Origin of the sequence: Pelosinus baikalensis (assembly GCF_020819555.1) — a bacterium.
Classification (GTDB): Bacteria; Bacillota; Negativicutes; order DSM-13327; family DSM-13327; genus Pelosinus; species Pelosinus baikalensis.
Window position 1 is genome coordinate 52,334 of the sequence record NZ_JAJHJB010000008.1, and the last position, 19,300, is coordinate 71,633.

At 40.5% G+C, this 19,300-nt stretch carries 19 protein-coding genes; 4 read left to right on the forward strand and 15 right to left on the reverse strand.

Annotated elements, in window-relative coordinates; translation table 11 throughout:
• Positions 1-176 precede the first annotated feature (176 nt).
• The 3 genes from LMF89_RS07990 to LMF89_RS26060 all read right to left on the reverse strand — a co-directional run bounded on the left by LMF89_RS07990 (position 177) and on the right by LMF89_RS26060 (position 2,526).
• Positions 177-338: a hypothetical protein gene (locus LMF89_RS07990; protein ID WP_229534572.1), complete on the reverse strand. Its 162-nt coding sequence runs from the start codon at positions 336-338 to the stop codon at positions 177-179.
• Between the two features lie 166 nt (positions 339-504).
• Positions 505-1,770, reverse strand: a complete 1,266-nt coding sequence (locus LMF89_RS07995) for an exo-beta-N-acetylmuramidase NamZ family protein (protein ID WP_229534573.1) — start codon at positions 1,768-1,770, stop codon at positions 505-507.
• A gap of 66 nt (positions 1,771-1,836) precedes the next feature.
• Positions 1,837-2,526: a methyl-accepting chemotaxis protein gene (locus tag LMF89_RS26060; RefSeq protein WP_229534574.1), complete on the reverse strand. Its 690-nt coding sequence runs from the start codon at positions 2,524-2,526 to the stop codon at positions 1,837-1,839.
• 380 nt (positions 2,527-2,906) lie between these two features.
• On the opposite strand from LMF89_RS26060, the gene LMF89_RS08005 reads away from it, so the two are divergent.
• Positions 2,907-3,131, forward strand: a complete 225-nt coding sequence (locus tag LMF89_RS08005) for a hypothetical protein (RefSeq protein ID WP_229534575.1) — start codon at positions 2,907-2,909, stop codon at positions 3,129-3,131.
• A complete protein-coding gene (locus tag LMF89_RS08010; protein ID WP_229534576.1) occupies positions 3,121-3,699 on the forward strand; it encodes a hypothetical protein in 579 nt (192 codons plus the stop codon). The genes LMF89_RS08005 and LMF89_RS08010 overlap by 11 nt, the downstream gene beginning before the upstream one ends.
• Positions 3,700-4,056: 357 nt before the next feature.
• Here LMF89_RS08010 and LMF89_RS08015 read toward each other — a convergent pair whose 3' ends face one another.
• The 5 genes from LMF89_RS08015 to LMF89_RS08035 all read right to left on the reverse strand — a co-directional run bounded on the left by LMF89_RS08015 (position 4,057) and on the right by LMF89_RS08035 (position 7,247).
• Complete coding sequence (locus tag LMF89_RS08015) at positions 4,057-4,650, reverse strand: manganese catalase family protein (RefSeq protein WP_229534577.1); 594 nt, start codon at positions 4,648-4,650, stop codon at positions 4,057-4,059.
• A gap of 16 nt (positions 4,651-4,666) precedes the next feature.
• Positions 4,667-4,924: a spore coat protein CotJB gene (locus LMF89_RS08020; protein ID WP_229534578.1), complete on the reverse strand. Its 258-nt coding sequence runs from the start codon at positions 4,922-4,924 to the stop codon at positions 4,667-4,669.
• Positions 4,925-4,942: 18 nt separating this feature from the next.
• A complete protein-coding gene (locus tag LMF89_RS26180) occupies positions 4,943-5,209 on the reverse strand; it encodes a spore coat associated protein CotJA (RefSeq protein ID WP_229534579.1) in 267 nt (88 codons plus the stop codon).
• A gap of 248 nt (positions 5,210-5,457) precedes the next feature.
• On the reverse strand, positions 5,458-5,733 hold the full coding sequence (locus LMF89_RS08030) for a PspC domain-containing protein (RefSeq protein WP_229534580.1): 276 nt from the start codon (positions 5,731-5,733) through the stop codon (positions 5,458-5,460).
• A gap of 326 nt (positions 5,734-6,059) precedes the next feature.
• A complete protein-coding gene (locus tag LMF89_RS08035; RefSeq protein ID WP_229534581.1) occupies positions 6,060-7,247 on the reverse strand; it encodes an FtsW/RodA/SpoVE family cell cycle protein in 1,188 nt (395 codons plus the stop codon).
• Positions 7,248-7,379: 132 nt separating this feature from the next.
• On the opposite strand from LMF89_RS08035, the gene LMF89_RS08040 reads away from it, so the two are divergent.
• Complete coding sequence (locus LMF89_RS08040) at positions 7,380-8,399, forward strand: YncE family protein (RefSeq protein ID WP_229534582.1); 1,020 nt, start codon at positions 7,380-7,382, stop codon at positions 8,397-8,399.
• Positions 8,400-8,430: 31 nt separating this feature from the next.
• On the opposite strand, the gene LMF89_RS08045 is transcribed toward LMF89_RS08040, so the two are convergent.
• The 5 genes from LMF89_RS08045 to LMF89_RS08065 all read right to left on the reverse strand — a co-directional run bounded on the left by LMF89_RS08045 (position 8,431) and on the right by LMF89_RS08065 (position 15,626).
• The gene (locus LMF89_RS08045; RefSeq protein WP_229534583.1) at positions 8,431-9,618 is read right to left on the reverse strand and encodes a DUF2935 domain-containing protein; all 1,188 of its coding nucleotides are present in this window, start codon (positions 9,616-9,618) and stop codon (positions 8,431-8,433) included.
• Positions 9,619-9,811: 193 nt separating this feature from the next.
• Entirely contained in the window at positions 9,812-10,702 is an 891-nt protein-coding gene (locus LMF89_RS08050) for a YybI family spore inner coat protein (RefSeq protein ID WP_229534584.1), read from the reverse strand.
• A gap of 231 nt (positions 10,703-10,933) precedes the next feature.
• Positions 10,934-11,629, reverse strand: a complete 696-nt coding sequence (trmB, locus tag LMF89_RS08055; protein ID WP_229534585.1) for a tRNA (guanosine(46)-N7)-methyltransferase TrmB — start codon at positions 11,627-11,629, stop codon at positions 10,934-10,936.
• A 22-nt stretch (positions 11,630-11,651) separates the two neighbouring features.
• The gene (locus LMF89_RS08060; RefSeq protein WP_229534586.1) at positions 11,652-13,556 is read right to left on the reverse strand and encodes a sigma 54-interacting transcriptional regulator; all 1,905 of its coding nucleotides are present in this window, start codon (positions 13,554-13,556) and stop codon (positions 11,652-11,654) included.
• Positions 13,557-13,829: 273 nt separating this feature from the next.
• Entirely contained in the window at positions 13,830-15,626 is a 1,797-nt protein-coding gene (locus LMF89_RS08065) for a heme NO-binding domain-containing protein (protein WP_229534587.1), read from the reverse strand.
• A 243-nt stretch (positions 15,627-15,869) separates the two neighbouring features.
• Here LMF89_RS08065 and LMF89_RS08070 point away from each other — a divergent pair, with 243 nt between their 5' ends.
• On the forward strand, positions 15,870-16,538 hold the full coding sequence (locus LMF89_RS08070) for a ferredoxin-like domain-containing protein (RefSeq protein WP_229534588.1): 669 nt from the start codon (positions 15,870-15,872) through the stop codon (positions 16,536-16,538).
• A gap of 530 nt (positions 16,539-17,068) precedes the next feature.
• Here LMF89_RS08070 and citG read toward each other — a convergent pair.
• A complete protein-coding gene (gene citG / locus LMF89_RS08075; RefSeq protein WP_229534589.1) occupies positions 17,069-18,433 on the reverse strand; it encodes a triphosphoribosyl-dephospho-CoA synthase CitG in 1,365 nt (454 codons plus the stop codon).
• Positions 18,434-18,455: 22 nt separating this feature from the next.
• On the reverse strand, positions 18,456-19,268 hold the full coding sequence (locus tag LMF89_RS08080; protein ID WP_229534590.1) for a nuclease-related domain-containing protein: 813 nt from the start codon (positions 19,266-19,268) through the stop codon (positions 18,456-18,458).
• Positions 19,269-19,300 lie beyond the last annotated feature (32 nt).

Sequence of the window (19,300 nt, forward strand, 5' to 3'; positions counted from 1 at the left end):
CTCCTCTTACATATCAGGATTTCTTCATCCAAATAAGGTCAACAAAATCAGCTGGTGTTAAAAACCCAACTGAATTTTGTTGACCTCATTGTACAACTTTGTATAGTACTTCTTCAAACTAAATTTATTTTCCTGCTGCGACTAGGTGAATCTAGAGAAAAAATCGGCCTAAATCCCTATCCTTTAAATCCCACTGGCTTTATTGGTGAATTGCTTAACATTTTCGCTAACACGTCTTTAAACTCTTCCTGCTGTTTCTTTTTCATTCCGTCCCTGGATTGCGGGTTGTCATGCTTTTGGAAATCAATTGGATAAACCCTTGATACCTTAGTAATCATTCGAACCGCCCTCCTTACTTCTTCTATATTAAATATATCGAAATATAACAGGCTCTTCTTAACTGTTTTTGTAATTTATTTCCATTTTTCTTTAACACCAGTTGTATTAAGATGGATCTAATATAAAAGTGAAGAAGTTTCTTACCAGATGCTCTCGACTGCTTACTTAATATAAATAGTATTTCTTAGACATAGTCTTAAACTGATCCATCTCTTTTTCCCATAAACTATATAACTCATTTAAAGAATATGTACCTTTTCTAACACTGTCGTCACCCGTAACCAAATCAATAGAGCTTTCATTTTTTCCATTACGCGTAAAGGAAAATTTATCACCGCTCATTTCTTGTATCGTATATAGCAAGCTAATACCTGTTTTTACAGGCAGGAATGTCCTTTTATCAATCACATGAAGCTGCACGCCTGCACATGCCTCATTTTGATATAATCCAAAGTTTGGAGTAAAGTAAGCCGGACGAAAGATCACTCCAGGCAGCTGTAATGCTGTCATTTTTTCTGCCAGCTCATATGCATCAAGCCACGGTGCGCCAACAAACTCAAAAGGTCTTGTTGTTCCCACACCTTCTGAAATATTAGTACCACCTAAAATACCCGTTCCAGGATAGACAAGGGCTGTATCAGGTGTAGGGATATTAGGTGACGTCATCACCCAGGGCAAATGGGTTTCTTCAAAATTCATGGTTCTTTGCCAGCCTGTCATTTCAATAACCACCAAGTCACAACCAATACCAAACTCCGCATTAAATAGTCTTGCCAGCTCTCCTACCGTCATGCCATGCCTTGTTGGGATCGGATACATTCCAATAAAGGATTCAAATCCGGGCTTGATAAGATTCCCTTCAACCATAGTGCCGCCAATTGGATTGGGTCTATCAAAGATCACCATAGTTTTCCCCAATTCCTTGCAAGCCTGCATCGCATAAGCCATCGTATAAATATAGGTATAGGAACGAGCACCTACATCCTGTATATCAAAAGCCAATACATCAATATCAGCCAACATTTCCGGGGTAGGTTTTTTCGTTGCACCATATAAACTATAAATGGGCAGTCCTGTCTTTTCATCAACACTGGTGTTCACAGAATCCCCAGCTTCGGCAGCACCACGAATGCCATGTTCTGGAGAAAATAAGGCGACTAAATTTGTTTTTTCATGCAGCACATCCACTGAACTCTGAAAAGAACTATTCATCCCTGTAGAGTTCGTAATTAAACCAACTCGTTTTCCTGCAAAAATCTGTGAATAGGCATCAATCCGGTCAATGCCTAATCGTACTGGTACAGATTGCTTGGTTTCCGGATTCTTCTTTGGTGTTGCTTGCTTCTTTGTCTCACCAATGCTTATAAGATTTGCCATACCTATAACAAGTACCATGAATAATAGCATTACCCTTGCGGTATTACGATTCATCAGTTTTAGCCTCCATTCAAAGAAAGAGCCCGCGAGCTGTGGTTGCTCGAAGGCTATCTCATTTTACTATATGCTTGCGCCTGTAATTAATTCTCTTTTTGTATGTTTTTCTGCTACTGCAGCCGTTTCTTCAATACCAGTAATAATATGCTGCATGGACATTTCAATATTTCCTAAGATATCATTAATCTTTTTGGTTGCCTCTACACTATCTTCCGATAACTTGCGGACTTCAGTGGCTACGACTGCAAAACCTCTGCCATGTTCGCCCGCCCGAGCTGCCTCAATCGCTGCATTTAAACCAAGTAAATTCGTCTGCTGGGATACCTTATTAATAAAATCAATCACTTCGTGAGTATTATTAATATGACTTTTAGCTTCACTTACGGATTGTGATAACACAGCAACCTTCTCATTCAATTCTTCGCTCATTAAAACCTGAGATTTAATTAAATGGTACAACATACCCGTAATAAAATCATCTACCACTTTGACATTCGGCGATTTATGTTCTTCAATTAATTGATTTACTTTCTGATTGCCGGTAATATTTAGCACTACATTAACTGTTGGCATTTTAAGACCGTCACGAACATCTGCAAAGGTACGGATTCCTAATCTTTGTGCCAGTTGAATTGCTACAGCATCTGATTTTACATCCACAACCCCGACAACTTCTATGTCCGGTACTTGACTCACCATTTCTATAATCCCAACGCCACCTCTACCGCCACCAACTAACAAAATATTAATCACATATTCGCCTCCCAATATTGTTACAAAGCCAAGCATTCTCTTATGATATATTATACTATAAATCTCCATTATCCACATCAGCATATTTTCATTGTTTTTTCTTCCCTAATATAGTAAAAGAGGGGGATCTTTATAGGTTTTCCTATTAAACAAATAAACCAAAAAGGATTTTTCTCTTACTTCTTAGAATACTCATTAGTCTAAGAAGCATATGACTATATTCAATTATTATCGAAAGGAATGAAGTGATGACCTATCTCCTACTCCTTATTTTTTTACTCTCTTTACCCAATCTTGCACAAGCTCAGCAACTGATAATGGAGGGGAAAACAACTGTCAAATACGAATCACGCCAATACAAACATCCCAATATTGCCAATATGGACTTTGTCGAACGGACGATACGTCTAACTGGAACAGCTCCACTCTCTGCACGAACCTCACTTTTTCTGCGTTTAGGTCATCAGTCTTATAGCGGTGATGCGGCGGATTCAGCTAAAACGGCAATTGATCAATATGGCCTACGATGGAAGAATGCCCGTACAACGGTTACGATCGGCAGCCAAGAGACTTATATAGGGTGCATCTGGAGCTATGTTCGATAATAGCTTGAACGTTGGCGAAGGAATGTTACAGGGTATTGATATTCGTGATAAAAGAGGCCACAATGCTTATCATCTGTCTAGCGGCCGCCTTGATTCAGCTCTTTTTGACGATAATCAATCCCGCAATTTTTTTGGAATGGAATGGGCTCGTTATTCCGGCAGTATCCGATTATTATTTAGCTATCTACGCATACCAAATCTACCAACAAAGGCTGATGATTTTTCGGGATTCAGCATCAGTTCACCCATGGGCAAAGCAGAATGGCTTACTGAGCTGATTCATTCCTCCGCTCCCACTGAAAATCAAGCTTTTCTTCTGGGCATGAAATACTACCCGACTAAGCAGCAAACGATTAAATTAATTATTGGAAAATTACTCGATAACTCTGTTCCAAAAGGAAAATCCAGCCTAGGGGGTTACGATAATGGTATCCGCGGCTTCCAGCTATCTACTATTCATGCGCTAACTCCGTCCAATCGATTAGCTGTGAAATATAGTCACGTAAAAACCATTACAGGCAATATCCCGATTCGAAAAATGGAAATAGAATATACGCAATTATTTTAAAAGCCATCCACCTAATTTTAAAGGCAAATGCTAAACTATAATGATTATGCAAATTGCAGCTCCTTGAAGGAGCTGCAATTTCATTTGCTATTTGATCTTATCTATTTTCCCGTATTTTACGGAATTCTATTTCATGGCGTTCTTTTTCACATTTCTGCCTTTCGTGCCATTGATTTTCTGTTTCATGAGGACGTCGCTTCATTTCTTGTTCATGTCGTTTCTTCTCAGCACGTTCCCGTTCTTGTCGGTCCTTTTCACTACGTTCTGGTTGGTTCGGTTTTTGTTCTTGCCGGTCATATTCAACAAAATCGCCCTAGCAAGAAGATTGTCTCCTCACTAAGGCGGTTATTTTCATCCTTATTTCTCTACTGTGCACCCACACCACATATTCTTCTTTCCCATATGTTCCTGTATATCATTCAAACATTCACCAAATCGTTGGAAATGTACTACTTCTCTTTGCCATAAAAAGCGCAGCATATCCTTTACACAAGGATCATCTGTCATCTCAATGAGATGTTCGTAGGTAACGCGAGCCTTCTGCTCCGCTGCCATATCCTCAGTTAAATCTGCTATCGGATCACCCAGACAAGCTATATACTGCGCCGACCAGGGAACGCCATTCGCATCTGTCCAAAACAGCCCATGATTGTGCTGGACATAATGACCTCCCCACCCTGCTGCTTCATAGTCTTTAGGACTTGCTCCCTCAGTCAGTTTATATACCAGCGCTGCGATCATTTCCATATGCGCCAACTCTTCTGTACCAATGTCCGTTAATAAGGCGATTGCTTTATTTGTCGGCATAGAATATCGTTGGTTCAAATATCGCAAGGATGCACCTAGCTCGCCATCTGGACCTCCATATTGGGTAACTACTAGCTTGGCGAAACCTACGTCAGGACAAGTTACTTTTACGGGGTGCTGTAAACTTTTTTCATATATCCACATTATGCAATTCCCCCATCTATATTTCCCACGGCCAGGGACTTTCCACCCATTGCCATGGTTCTTTAGAATATCCGCCAAATCCAAAATTTAAAAGAGGTCCAAATTCATCTTGATAAGCTTTTTTACGTTTTTCTAGCATTTGAACGGCACAGTTGAAATCATTAATCGCCTCTACATCACAAGGATGAGTATCTAAATATAAATTAAGTTCTACAGCAACAAATTGCATTTCTTGAATTTTCTTTAGCATACTCATTTGCTTTTCACAATTCACTGCTTTCACCTCCCAATGTTACCTTGGTATCGGATATACACCATATAAGCTCGGGAATAAGGTTCCCTTCTTTAACGCCTCTTGAGGACTAAAAGCTTCATCATAGCACTGCCATGGAACGTATGCATGGGCTAACATCATCTTTGCGCTTGTCTTTTGACAATTACATGTATCATTCATATTCCACATATTCATATTGTCCCTTTCCAGCTCTTCCCGTTCATCATTTTCTTCAATTCGTTCGTCCTTTTCTTCAACCTGCGCATCATCCACATTCCTTTTCACTGATCCATCCTCCCCTCATACTACTTATTACATTTTATGTAATGGTGTCACTGTATGTGACTTAAAATAAGAAAAATGCTAGAACATAGTCGTTTTTGAACCACAAGCACAAAACCGCTTACTAGGACACAAAGAACACAGATTGGAGGAGAATAACCCCCCAATCTGTGTTCTTTGTATATCTCTGTATCCTCTGCGTTTAACGTTTTCCTTAGAAATTTATATTTTCTATACTTATAAAAAACTGATTAGCCAATGGATGGCATAATCAGAAAGGCAAGTATGTATAATAAGATACCCGCCCCGCGGTATAAGACTAACAACGCCCAGGCAAATCGAATGAGACTGACATCAATGCCAGTATAGTTACTAACCCCGGCACATACACCGAAAAGCATGCCGCGAGCTGGATCAAGAGCCAGCTGCTTGTGTAATGAATTGATTCCATCTGCGTCACCTTGGAAAAATTGCCATGCTGTTAATCCACTTACTAAGTAAGCTCCTATACGAATAAGACCAAACATAGCATTCTCACCTCCCTAGTATGTTATCCCACATCCTTCATAAATTTATACTTTGTTATACGATGGTGAATAGAGACGGCTTAGCAGCCGTCTCTATTCACCATAGATATTGTATTTTTTTAGAATAGGATTATCAGATTCTGTACTATCAGAAAAAAACGTAGACGCGCTATTTATTTTCACCCTGTAAACTTATAAATTTTGATATTACAAGTAGAACTTTATCAGATAAACAAACACATACAAAAGCATTTTCAGTAATATATTGCATAGTGATAGACAATATTTAATAGTTCGTAGGCTTGTGCCTGTTTAACATTCTCACATTATTTAACTCTGTTTAAGTTTCTGGCTTGTCTCGCTAATTTTAAACGAGTGCTGCGGCTGGCATCTGGCTCTGGTGCAGTATCTTGAAGTACAACACCATCTGCCTGACGCCCTACACTCAGAATCAGACCAATTGCCATTAAATTAACAATTAATGATGTACCTCCGAAACTAATAAAAGGCAGTGGCACACCAACTACTGGAAATAAACCTGAAACCATAGAGATGTTAATAATGGCCTGTCCTAGGATTAAAAAAATACTGCCCATCGTCAATAATTTACCTAATCCATCTGGAGCCTTCAAGGCAATGCGCACACCGTAATAGGCTAATAAGCCCATAAGGCATAATACCCCTAGAGCACCGATAAATCCCATTTCCTGACATAATACAGCAAAAGCAAAATCGGTATGAGCTTCCGGCAAATAGTTAAATTTACTTGATCCCATACCAAGCCCCGTTCCCCAAAATCCGCCAGAACCAATTGCCAGCAGACCTTGTACCGTCTGATAACCGATACCCAATTGGTAATCCCAAGGATTGATCCATGCGGCGATACGCTCCGCCCGATAGCTGGCTGCAAAGGTTGCATATATAAATAAGGCAATGCCGCCGCCCACTAAAGTTAACAACTGCTGTTTTGGCAATCCGGCAATGATGTACAACATAAGGCTTGTACCAACGATAATGACTGCCGTCCCCATATCCGGCTGCTTTAATACGATCATTCCTAATATTGCTGCAATATAGAAAGGTGCAGAAAGCAGCGTAATTCTGCGCTTACGGTCAATTAGCGGACCTAAGAATCCAGCAGTAATCATAAGGCCGGTCAGTTTTGCCAATTCCGAAGGCTGGAATTGAAAGCCAATATTTAACCAACGCCGTGCACCATTCACTTCAATACCAATAAAATGTACCGCAATTAGCAAACCGACTGTTAATAACATGAATGGGAAAAGAAAACGATTGAATCGATGATAATCGATTCTGCTGATAACCAGCATCGCCACGATTCCAATACTAAAGGAAATCAGATGCCTTTTTAAATAATAATAACCATCTCCCATTTGTTGGCCAGCTTCTACAAAACTAGCACTGAAAATATTTACTGTACCGATCAAAAATAACAACATGGAAATGCATATAACAGCTTCAGCATTGCTCCGCCATAATTGAGATAACTTCATTTTGTTTCTCCTTCACTACCCAATATCCCTATTATACAAAATTAATCCCCTAGACCCAATAACCAAATTGAGATTTTAGAATATTATATAAGGAAATCGGCATTTATAAATTGGGATAACCGAGGTGATTACATGGAAATCCAACCCTATCAACTCGTTGTAATTGATGATACGACTCATGCTTTACTGCTCGTTGATGGTCAACAAGGAGAAATCATCGCTGAAATGCCCTACCCGCCAGAGTACACCCCAACCGAGCTGCTGCTATCATCTGACCAGAGTAAAGTCTATATGCCTGTAGTAAAAACGAATGGGAAAGGCGCGCTCTTCGTAGGAAATTTGGAACAAAAATCCGTCTACCGCTTACCGATAGAGCTGCCTCCTCCTACGCAATTTACACTCGCACCAAAAGGAAATTATGCCTATATAGCAGATCCAAATGGCGGATTATATTCTCTGACCATACCGAGTATGTCCCTAACAGCCTGGGGAAATCCAGCAGAAGCTGCCTGTGTTGGCCTCGCTGCTGATCATGATGCTATCTACAGCGTCTGGGAACATGACAATCAAGGTACGCTGGCAGTTTTTAGCCCTGCAGGTCAGTTACTACAGGAATACTCTTTACCGGGAATCCCCACTAACGTAATTCTTCATGGCGATGAACATATTCTAGTACCTTTTACTAGTACAACATTTACCCTGGAAGGCATTATGATCTTCACAATCATAAAGGCAACGGAAACAACTCCTGCGTCCATGACGTCGCAAAGCTGCTTATACCCCAAGAATAAAACCTCATGTCCTGCTTATCCTTCCCACATTGCAGCTTCTCCTAATGAGCAAACTGCTTATGTTGTCAATGAAGAAAGTGCCTCTATTACAGTGATTGACCTTACCACTGCATCCATTTCCCGCCTCATTGAGCTGAATCGTTCTATATCCTGCCTACATATTGTACCTGGCAGTCAGTTAGCTATCGCTACCAGCCATATTTTTGCTGACCTTAGCATGATTGATTTAGCCAATGGCCGCCTATTATCCGTTACAGATACAAAGCGTGAATTGTTAGGCTATATCGCGATTGTACCGATTCTTCCTACGGATCTCGATACAACTACAACCATCCAGTTAACGAATAAAGACTTGGCATAACGCCAAGTCTTTATTCGTTAACTATAAGTATTCAATCCTTTTTCTTCCCTAATTGACGGGGCCACTTGCCACTCCATTTATATTTAGCATCACTATTTTTAGTATCAATCACCTGTACTGTAGAAGAGGTATCATCCTCTTCTTCAATCAGGATATCCTCTAGAACTAGCTTCTCTTCCACGGCTTTTCCTTTGCTCTCGAAATGGCTATGTTTTTGTTCCTTATTTCCTTTTACTTTATTACTGATTTTCTCTTGTGGTGCCTCCTCTACTTTTGGCTCTCTTTCTTTTGGCTCTGGTAAAACCTCTTCTTCTCGCCCCGAATTCATCATACCAGGTATGGAGCATTTCTCCAGATCTGCAAGGTTAGACATCGAAGAAGGCTCACAGTATTCTAAAGATGCTGCCGTTGTGTTCTTCATAATTCCTTTTTCCATCATTGTCAAAATTAAGAGAAAATGATCGGCTTCTCGTCTTACATGATCGGCTAGTAGAGCCGGGATCAAACCGACTAACCGACACTCTCTGATCATCTCTTCAGCAGCACGTTTAAAATCTCTAATGCGCAAAACAGCAGCACGAACATCCTGCAGGAAACGTTTGAACGAAGCTACTTCCGGATAGCCCTGCAGCATACTAGAAAAGTCACGACCTTGCAGATAAAGATCATCAAATTCTTGAGAAAAGCTATTGGCTGTTTGAATTAGGTTCCGCTCTGATGGATCTAATAAATGACTAATAAATTTAGCATGGTCTGCCATAATTCGCAGCCAAAATACATTTTCCTGTGCCCTTGCGCCCCCAGACAAAGCCACTTTTCCATTCTTAATTTTATCTAACAGGCGCATAAAATACTCGGCTTCGCGTGCCATATGATCAAGAAGTAACGGAAAGTTATAGCCACCCAGCTTGCACTCTAACATGCGATGTAATAAATCACGCTTAAACGTATAAAACTCTTTTAATAAGGCCTGGGTGTCAGTCACTAGCTCCATGAATTTCTTGTCATTTTGCAATCGCTCTGCCCGTACGCGCAAAGACTCAAACTCCTGGTAAAAAGCTTGGGCATCATCAATAAAATCTTCCTGATCACAAGGCAGCCCCGACTTAATAAATAAAGCATGCTCTTCCATAATCCGTATCCAAAATTTTACTTCTTCTAAGTTGAGTGGTTCCAAGGGCTCAGGAACCATATATGACATGAGTTGACGCGACGACATAGCAACACTCTCCCTTTTTGATCCCACTACACATTTATTACATTCTATGCCGAAACTTTAAATTCTGTCATAAAAAAATGGAACCTAGCAGTTTTATTTTTATCGATGACTAAACCGCTCTAAAACTCCCATTCTATAACAGTGAGAGTTAAGAGCGGCTATGTCGCACTTATCGTTGGGATTAAATCCAGGTTTAAGTATGTGATTGCAGCATTTTGGGATGGAGATTAATGCGAAGATTGACCGACTGTGCTTGCCAGAAACTTCCGGTGTAAGACAGCACTGTTTCCACATTGGCAAGGCCATCAGCGTTGTAAGCACCGGAGATGCGCTGTATACCTTTTAATTCGTAAATGTCGTCATGGTTCGTATCAACTGGTTCCAGCCTGCCAAAAGGTGTCACCATGAGCTTTATTTGCTTTTGAAGCTTTCCCTCTTCATTATAAAGACCCAAACGAAGATAATCGGCTGTACGATCACTAACATCCATCGTCACACCTGAACCAACACCGCCATTGATTTCCACTTTAAATCCATCAAGGAATTGACCGGATATAGAACCTGTATTGTTCTCTTTCTCACCAAAAAGAATGGATGGTTTATCGCCCAATGTAACAACCTGATTATAATACCAGCCGCCGCTGCCGCCGGATGCAGTAGTCACTAAGGCATCAACAGTCTTATCACCAGTAAAATCTCTTAATAATAATTCAGCCTGATAACCACCCATTTTATCCAACACTACGTCGGTTCGTTTTTGATCAGCCCCATTCTCGACAATCAGCTTCATCGAATCCACATAGTACGAAGAGTCCTCCTGCTTATGTCCAATCAGATATACCGTATCAGAGACTCCATCACCATTGACATCTCCTTCCTGCACATCCAAGACCTGATAGCCCTCTGGCAGCCATTGCCTCGAAATTACAGCGTTTACGCCCCGAGTGGAACCAATAATTTCTCCATTATGATTGTAGACGGGTTTTGATACGTAATCGATTTGATTTGCTTCTACCAGACCAGCCAACGGAGCCATCATCAAGCCTAAAGTTAAAACCGCCGTAAGATGATAGTCCTTATACATAACCAAAGTCCTCCTCTTAAATTGTACTTCTACCTTTTTTAACGTCACAGCAACAAAAAAGCAACTATGTTCCTATACAAATCTAATTTTATTCAGCCCATGAACGTAACTATCAACAGCATATGTATGTTATATTCCTTTTTCTTGGACATAGCAAGAAACCTTCTACGATAGCATATCTTCGACTATCCCAGAAGGTCTCCTCTTCATCTACCATCCTATAATATACTATTATGGGAATTTTACTTCACACCGATTAATCGGTGTGCCCATACCGCTAAATTTCTTTTCATATTCCGTCATAACATTGCCTTGATAATCACTGTTATGCAAATCAAATGTTACCTCAGCGACCTGCAGATTGCAAGCCTCAAATTGTTCTAAGGAAAATTCAAATAAAGGTCTGTTGTCTGTTTTAAAAAATATTTCACCACCAGCAGGCAAAAGAATCCGATACTTGTTTAAAAAATTTGCATGGGTTAACCGACGCTTCGCATGTCTAACCTTCGGCCATGGATCGCAAAAATTAATATATAACCGATCGACTTCCCCTGGAGCAAAAATATCCAATACGTGATTAATATCAAACACCAGCAAACGAACATTGGTCAGTCCCTTTTCTCTCACTTTTTGGGCTGCATAATATAAGACATCCTGCTGCGCTTCAATGCCAATAAAATTAATTCTTGGATTTTTCTCAGCCAATTGACTAATAAATTGCCCCTTACCTGTACCTAATTCAACGTAAAGAGGTGCTTTGCGGCCAAAAACTTCATGCCACTGCCCCTTCCGATGTTCATGTGCATTTAATTTTTCTAGGCTAGAACCTGGCCGCTCAGGCACACCAAAAGGTATCTCTTTTATTACTACAATATCACTATATTCTTCCAATGCCGCATCCACCCACGGCTTTCTTCTCAGTCGCATTCAATTCCCACCTGTACCTTTACTATTCTTTGTCTAAACCAAACTTTTTCAAATATCGATATAGTGTAACACGGCTGACATCCAGCATATTTGCCAAGCGGCTGATATTACCGCCAGCAACTTTCCAAGCCTCAACAAATATATCCTTATCCTCTTTCCATGCCGTGCTGACACCAGTCTCACCTAATAAACTTATGTCCTTTAGAGCAATTGTATTGCCCTCTGTATTAAAGAAGGCTTGTTCCGCAACCCCCTGGAGCTGTTTAATATTTCCAGGCCATTCATAAGACATTAAGAGCTCTTTTGCCTCACTCTGCAACTCTTTCACTGGCATATTATGTTGTTCCGCTAATTCACAAATAATATGTTCTGCGAGCAGAGGAATATCTTCCCGCCTCGCCCGCAATGGAGGAATACGAATCATGCTTTTTGAGATGATCTCGTGCAAGGGGGAGAAGAAAGCCCCCTTCTCCGTGAGCCGCTTTAAATCACTATCACAAGCAGCAATAATGCGAATATCAAAACCACGCTCCACCTTTTCACCTAAACGGCATACCTTACACGTTTTTAGAGCATTTGCTAAACGAGCTGCCACATGCATGGGCATCTTTTCGATCTCATCCAAAAATAAAGTTCCACCATTTGCTAATTCCAATTTTCCTGGACGGCTTTCATCTCGATATTCACCACTGCCAAACAGCTCTTCTTCCAGCACCTCCGGTAATATATCACCACACTTTAAAGAAATAAGAGGTCCAGCGGCTCTGCCGCTTGCCTGATGAATCGCATGGGCCATACGCTGTTTACCTGTACCCGATTCACCCTGCAGCAATAGATGATGATTATTCCGGGCCACCCTGCCTGCTTTTTCCTGCATGGTAATAAAGACAGGAGTTTCTCCAACCATACTGGTCAGACTATACCTAGCCTTATATCCAACAGCATGAGCGACAAGAGTTCTTAAATCTTCAATTGGCAATGATACCGCCACTACGCTTGTTACCGCTTTATCCTGTTCTAAAGGCACTACTGTTGTAATATCTTCATAGGTTTTTCGCTGGGTAATCCATGTGACTTCCTTGTTATAGGATGGTATACCTTTGAAACCTTTATACAAGGGTGTATGTCGATAATTTAAGACCACATCATTTAAATTCGCCACTACATCCTTCGTCCCTACGGCATCAATACCCGCTAAGCGGCTTTTCCCCAATTTATTGCTATATACAACATCGCCGCCTGGTATGATATGATACACTGCAAAGGGTACAGAATCCAAAATAACATGACGAGCCTCCAGCTGCGCCAGCATTGTCAAATGTTGTTCCATAGCATATCGAATACTAAGCAGCAAGGACACGACTGCGCTATGAGGTAACTCTTCTTGCTCTACAGAAACAATGGTCACAATATATACAAGTTGTCCATCTACCATAATAGGAACAGAACAGGCATCACCGTCTTGGCACTCTTTAATCCACATTTCCGGACCAAATAATAAAAAGGGAGATTTATGTTCATGTACAATACTAATACTTGACGTTCCGATATCTTCCTCAGCAAGCCTGGCCCCCTCTAATTGACCAGGACTCTTTTGGAAAAAAGGCAGGGCATAATTTTTCATTACATAACAATCTTGATCAAGTAACAGCAAGCTTAAGTTATATACATTAAAATGTTCTCGTGTCTCGTTATATAATCCATTCAAATAGTCCATAGCAGGATGATGCAAATGTTGCCGCCGAACCAGCTCGTCCTTGGAAAGCTTCACTAATTTCGGCATGACTTGGGAAGTGATCCCCAGTTCTTTACTTTGTTCCCAAGACTCGGCCACCCATGGATGCACATTAGGATCCATCACGCCTTCATCAATAAATTTTTTATAATAATTCATTAGTTTTTCTTTACTGCGCCGTTCCCGTATCATACAAATCCTCCATATATTTCATATTCTCTACATACCAGTATACAAATGATCCACCATTGGAAGATCTTTCTTTTAAAATTGTCTGTTTATCATTATTTTATCGATTTTGTGTTTTCCTAGAAAAATAATATCACATATTGAATAAAATCCATAGTTTTCTTGTTATTATTCTTTCCAATTCATGCATTTTGTCAATCATTTGCTTTTCGCAAAAAAAAATGAGTAGGTAGGCGTATTCCTGCCTAACCTACTCAATAAAGACAACTGGCTTTATCAAGTACGATACTGATTGATATCTTGCCCGAAATGCTGGATTACAACCTTAAATTCACCAATTTTCTCCATCATATCTACAAGCTTGTCATTATAAATCTGAACTGATGCACTGACTTCCTGACTCGCTGCCGAATTCTCCTGAGAAATTGCTGCCAAGGACTCAATTTTCCCATACACCTGCCCAAGTCCAGTCATCTCATATTCCAATTTTCCAATCATCTCTACAATATTCGTAGCGACATTCTGTACATTACCTACATGGCGGCTATTACTAGCTACTACCTCATTGAGCTGATGACTTTCCACTGCCAATACATCATATTCTTCCTCAATCATCGATACCACACCACTAATAATCTCCATTAAAATCTTAAGATCACTGGTAATACTATCCGAATGATGATGCGACTGCTCTGCTAATTTGCGTACTTCTTCTGCTACAACAGCAAAACCTCTGCCCTGCTCACCGGCCCGTGCTGCCTCAATCGCAGCATTGAGGGCCAATAGATTGGTCTGTCCTGCAATCGCTGCCACCATCCCCGTAATTTCCGTAATTTTAGCAGCTTGGGACTGCAGGTTATTGGCCGACTCTTTCACTTCAGCGAATTTCTCCAGACTATGCTGTAACTTAGATCCCGATGTCTCTACCTCTCGAAAACCTTGATTAATTTCCGATACGGCTGCTTCTAGTTGTATTTTGTTACGATTTTGCTCTACGACAAAGGTTTTTAAAGTCTCTAAATTACCACTTAAAATACCAACTGCCTCAGTAGTCTCAATAGCCTGATTACCAGCAGCAGTTGCTACGTCATATACCACGCCGGAAATACCCCGGGAAGTATCCTTCATTTCATCAGCTAATACATTAAAGGTATCCGCATATTTATTCATTTCATCGCCAGTACCTTTAAATCCTACAAACTCACGCTTTAATCGTTTTTTATACAATGATAAGCCTTGCATAATACCTTCGAACTCATCACCAGTATAAAGATTGGTTTCATGGAAGTACTTGCGCTCCTGCATATTTTGGAGTTCTTCATGGATCGCAGCAAAAGGTGTTAACAAAAGGGAAGATACAATCCCTGCAATCCCCCCACTAACCACAGCTGACCATAAGGGAACAGAAACACCAAGCAAGGCTAATATCCCATCTGCTGCAGCAGTCATGAGAGCAACCGCTACGCCGATCTTGACGGGCAATCTTTTGATAAAACCAAAAGATAACAGCTGATTCACACGATATTTTTTATTATATGTAATAGGTTTCGAGAACCGAATTTTTAGTTTTACATGCTCAGCAGACTTTTCCAAGACTTCTGTTTTAATCTCCTCCTTAAAATGCTCTGCACCACCGAGAAGAAGACCATTGAGATAACCAAACATCCCTCGTTTTGATTTATAACTAAAAATTGCCTCATATTCTGAAATGGGTTCAATTAAAATCTCTGGCGGATTAGCACCTGGAATTCGTTGTACAACAACTACATGCACATCATACATGGATCTAAGAAAAGAATACAAGGTCTCCTGTTGAAAAAAAGCTGGATAGACAGCTAAGAAAGCTCTAACGTTATCTTTCCCAATGGTTAACCAAATGTCATCCTCTGATTTGTCTAAGGAAGTCGCCAAAGATGTTATAAACTTTTTGACCCCATTGTCCTCAACGTCTTCCGTTGGGCCAACAATACGATCCTTCGCCCATCCTGCACTCGCCATTGCTTTGTTGACCAAATCCTGGCCCCACGCATTACGAGCAGTACTGATCCAAGTGGCAACAACTGTTCCCTTCATTCCTATCACTCCATTTTAAATATATAACAGTATTTTCTACATTGTATCGCGATGTTTGTATATAGCATTTCGCCATATTTTTACAAAATCCTGCCTTTAAAAATGTTTATCCATACCAGCTAGGAATAGAGGAGTGCTATCTCTTAATAAATAATGTCTAAACTGTGATATTCGTCACAGACTGTGACAAACATCCACTTATAATAAAAAGTAAACACCATTACCATCTAAGGAGGGTCTTTCATGACAATACCATTAGCAAGCATACCCTTTCTAAACAAAAAAATTAAATTCCCCGTAACACCCCACATACCTGGTGGTTTAACTACCGCTGCTCAACTTAGACAAATTGCCGATATCGCTGATAAATATAATGGATCATTAAAGATAGTGGGAAATACGATTACGATTATAGGACTTAACCTTGCAGATGGAGAAAAAGCCATAGCCGAACTTGGCTGCCAAGGTGAATCTTTCATTGCAAAACAAGTACGTGCCGTTGCTTTCTGTCCTGGAAAACCCGACTGTCCTAGAGCGCTGCAAGATAGTACAGGCTTAGGTCTTGCCCTGGACAAAGAATTCTTCGGTCAAGAATTACCCAGTAAGCTGCGCATTGGTGTTAGTGGCTGTCCAAATTGCTGCATTGAACCATTTGTTAAAGATATTGGCATGTATGGCACAGCCAAAGGATATACCTTAGTGGTTGGCGGCAACTCAGGCTTTTCTGCACAAATTGCAACTCCCGTCGCCGAAAAGGTACCTGCCGATGAGATTGCGTCTATCGTGAACAGCATATTAGCCTACTTCCGCCAGCATGGAAAAAGCAAAGAACGCTTAGGACAGGTTATTGAAAGGCTGGGCTGGGATCACTTTTCACAAGAAATACTGCCAGAAAAATACCGGAAAGAATAAAAACATTTGAACCGCGAAGAATGCAAAGAACACGAAGAATTTTTTCTATTCTTCATGTTCTTTGTATTTCATGATGCTATATACATTATTTAAAATTCTTAAAATAATAAAGCAGATAAACGAATCGAACCACAAAGACGCAAAGTACACAAAGGATTTTATTTTTTGTGTACTCCTTTGTGTGCTGCGATAGCGGCATTGTGCCTTTGTGGTTCATAAAATCGTATCCTTTTCCACCTATAAAACTTATATTTTCTTAAATATAATAAAAAATCCCGCTTTCGCGAGAACATCTGTAGTAATTTATAAAAATTCGGGGCAACGGAGTTCCCCCAAGATTATCTCAGCATCCACCCCAACACTAAGTAATCATTAACTCCGCTGCTTCATTATCTATTCTACCACAGTTTTCATAACTATAAAAGTGGAAATAGCCACTCTTTTAGAAAAACTTTATCTTTTTTTCTAAACATGAATCTTTATTTTTGCTATATTATATACTACTCTCCATCCCTCCCTTTCTACGACAGTTATAATGAATGCAAAAACCATGTCACAGCCAACAAATCTGCAACGCCACCAGGACTGACATTTTCTTGAATAAATTCTTGATCTAAAGCCTTACACCGACCCCGTCCATCACTAGTTTCCATACCGCCTGCCTCAATTACCATTTGCGCCTGTTCCCGAACCCATACTCTCATCTTATCAGGATGATGGCGGTGCATGACGGTAGTATCATCTACGCAAGTCATAAGCACCAACAACGTATGTACTAAAGCGTCATTGATTGATAGCCCCTTATCCAAGGCTTCCCGCAAGGCCGGCAAAGCCTTATATCGTACCGACGGTAAACCTTCTGCTAATTCTCCACGAATACCCGTAATGCCATAGGTAACATATAATCGTTCTCCAGCAGTCAGTTCTTGCCCACTCTTATGAATAGCCCCTGCCAATTCTTTTTCTACAATCCCATTTACCATTTGTGAAGCATGTTCTAGTACAGTGCTTTGCGTTACAGGCAATGAACGTCCATGAAGCCATCCAGCAATCCCCGTCATAATTCCGAGTAAAAAAATCAATCCCTTTTGCGTGTTAACACCCCGAGTAGCCGCTAGCATCGCGTGTTCAGCTTCCAAACCGATAATTCTTAGTACTGGCAGCAAGGCTTCTACAGTTCCTTCATGAAGAATTCCGGCCTGAGCACAACGATTCATATAACTGCCGAGAGAAGCTGAGCTTGCCATGAAACTATAAAAATCCATATCCCGATGAGCACCACTATTGATTCGATCCACCAAACCTGGCGAGGGGGTACATGTGACTTCATATAACATAGCTTCAATCGCCAATGCTCCGATTCTTTCAGCAACAGGGCTAATACACCTGGTTTCATAGGCTCTAAATTGATATAACAGCTTTTCCACTACATGCAACAAATCCTGCATACTATGCCGTCCTTCTCGCCGGCACACTACAAATTCTCCGCCACAAACAAAACAGTTCCGCCCTTTCCCCTTATCCCGACGGGATAAGAGCATACCGGCTTGGTCAAATACATCAATATCCAATAGCCGAGAAAAAGCAAATGCCTCCTCAATCTTCTCGGCTGCTTTCTTGACTAACCACCCCTCATTGTCGATTGCAAGTAAGGCTTCCGGACCTGTTGATAAATTGATTTGCTCCTCTCCTAGGATTTCAAATTGTTTTTTCACTTCTTGTGCAGCATAATCCCTAAGGCGTCTTAAGACAGGAGTGTCTTTTACTGCCCCTGGCACATTTAAGGTAATACTTACTATCGTCTCTTGATACTTTTCTTTAAACACTTGCTGCCTATTATACCTAGCTTCTTTTGCTGCTAAGACATCTTCTAATGTAACGGGCTTAGTTTTCATTGTAACACTCCATTTTTTCCAGCTACTTCTTCTGCAAGGAAGAAAGGATCTCTACGACTTTATGAATTAAGGTTTTATTCAAATATTGACGATTTTTGCAGGTCAGAATATAATGATTCAATTGATTATCATGAAATAAAACGGGTACACTACTATTATGAGCCTTTACATGGACTGCTTCATTCGTGAATAGAACAATACCCTCGACCCATACATTAATCCCTTGTTCCTTTAAAAATTTAGACAGTTTATATACTTGCCCTTTCACCTGTTTTACAGGGTTGACCATTTTCTTAGAATATTTTCCGCCGCCTCGCCCTACTTTATGCTGCGTCCATTCCGCATCTTGTGCATCTCCTACAATGTGACCATTGTGATTTTTAACCTCTACTACATATACCCCTTTCATGCCTACTATAATCAAGTCCGTTTCTTGACTATAATTCTGATATGAAATACTCACATTGGTAAAGACATGATAATCCTCAGGAAGGTGCAGTGCTTCTACTAAGCCTATCGTTTCCCCTTTTGCACCAAAACGAAATATAACTCCGCGTCTAATATAATAACTGGATAAAACAATGGCAATGATCAGCGGCGCTAAATAATACCACTGATTTACCTGCAATTTATGCACAAAGATTAGATAAAAAGACATACACACAAGCACTAAAAGTACGATTCCTGCAAATAGACTTCGATTGGCCTTTCCGCTTAAATTATTTCTCCCCTTATGAAATTGAGCCATACCGTTTACTCCCTTATGTTCTCTAGACTTTATCTCGTGACCCAAGTCACCAGATACGTTTACCGCCGACTGAAGTGCACTTAACACTTCACCTCCAGTCAACTCTTTCTCGTCCGTAC

What these genes read in the sequence shown, in the direction of transcription:
- LMF89_RS07990 (WP_229534572.1), bottom strand. Translation starts at nt 338, where the DNA reads ATGATTACTAAGGTATCAAGGGTTTATCCAATTGATTTCCAAAAGCAT.
- LMF89_RS07995 (WP_229534573.1), bottom strand. Translation starts at nt 1,770, where the DNA reads ATGAATCGTAATACCGCAAGGGTAATGCTATTATTCATGGTACTTGTT.
- LMF89_RS08005 (WP_229534575.1), top strand. Translation starts at nt 2,907, where the DNA reads ATGGACTTTGTCGAACGGACGATACGTCTAACTGGAACAGCTCCACTC.
- LMF89_RS08010 (WP_229534576.1), top strand. Translation starts at nt 3,121, where the DNA reads ATGTTCGATAATAGCTTGAACGTTGGCGAAGGAATGTTACAGGGTATT.
- LMF89_RS08015 (WP_229534577.1), bottom strand. Translation starts at nt 4,650, where the DNA reads ATGTGGATATATGAAAAAAGTTTACAGCACCCCGTAAAAGTAACTTGT.
- LMF89_RS08030 (WP_229534580.1), bottom strand. Translation starts at nt 5,733, where the DNA reads ATGTTTGGTCTTATTCGTATAGGAGCTTACTTAGTAAGTGGATTAACA.
- LMF89_RS08035 (WP_229534581.1), bottom strand. Translation starts at nt 7,247, where the DNA reads ATGAAGTTATCTCAATTATGGCGGAGCAATGCTGAAGCTGTTATATGC.
- LMF89_RS08040 (WP_229534582.1), top strand. Translation starts at nt 7,380, where the DNA reads ATGGAAATCCAACCCTATCAACTCGTTGTAATTGATGATACGACTCAT.
- LMF89_RS08045 (WP_229534583.1), bottom strand. Translation starts at nt 9,618, where the DNA reads ATGTCGTCGCGTCAACTCATGTCATATATGGTTCCTGAGCCCTTGGAA.
- LMF89_RS08050 (WP_229534584.1), bottom strand. Translation starts at nt 10,702, where the DNA reads ATGTATAAGGACTATCATCTTACGGCGGTTTTAACTTTAGGCTTGATG.
- trmB (WP_229534585.1), bottom strand. Translation starts at nt 11,629, where the DNA reads ATGCGACTGAGAAGAAAGCCGTGGGTGGATGCGGCATTGGAAGAATAT.
- LMF89_RS08060 (WP_229534586.1), bottom strand. Translation starts at nt 13,556, where the DNA reads ATGATACGGGAACGGCGCAGTAAAGAAAAACTAATGAATTATTATAAA.
- LMF89_RS08065 (WP_229534587.1), bottom strand. Translation starts at nt 15,626, where the DNA reads ATGAAGGGAACAGTTGTTGCCACTTGGATCAGTACTGCTCGTAATGCG.
- LMF89_RS08070 (WP_229534588.1), top strand. Translation starts at nt 15,870, where the DNA reads ATGACAATACCATTAGCAAGCATACCCTTTCTAAACAAAAAAATTAAA.
- citG (WP_229534589.1), bottom strand. Translation starts at nt 18,433, where the DNA reads ATGAAAACTAAGCCCGTTACATTAGAAGATGTCTTAGCAGCAAAAGAA.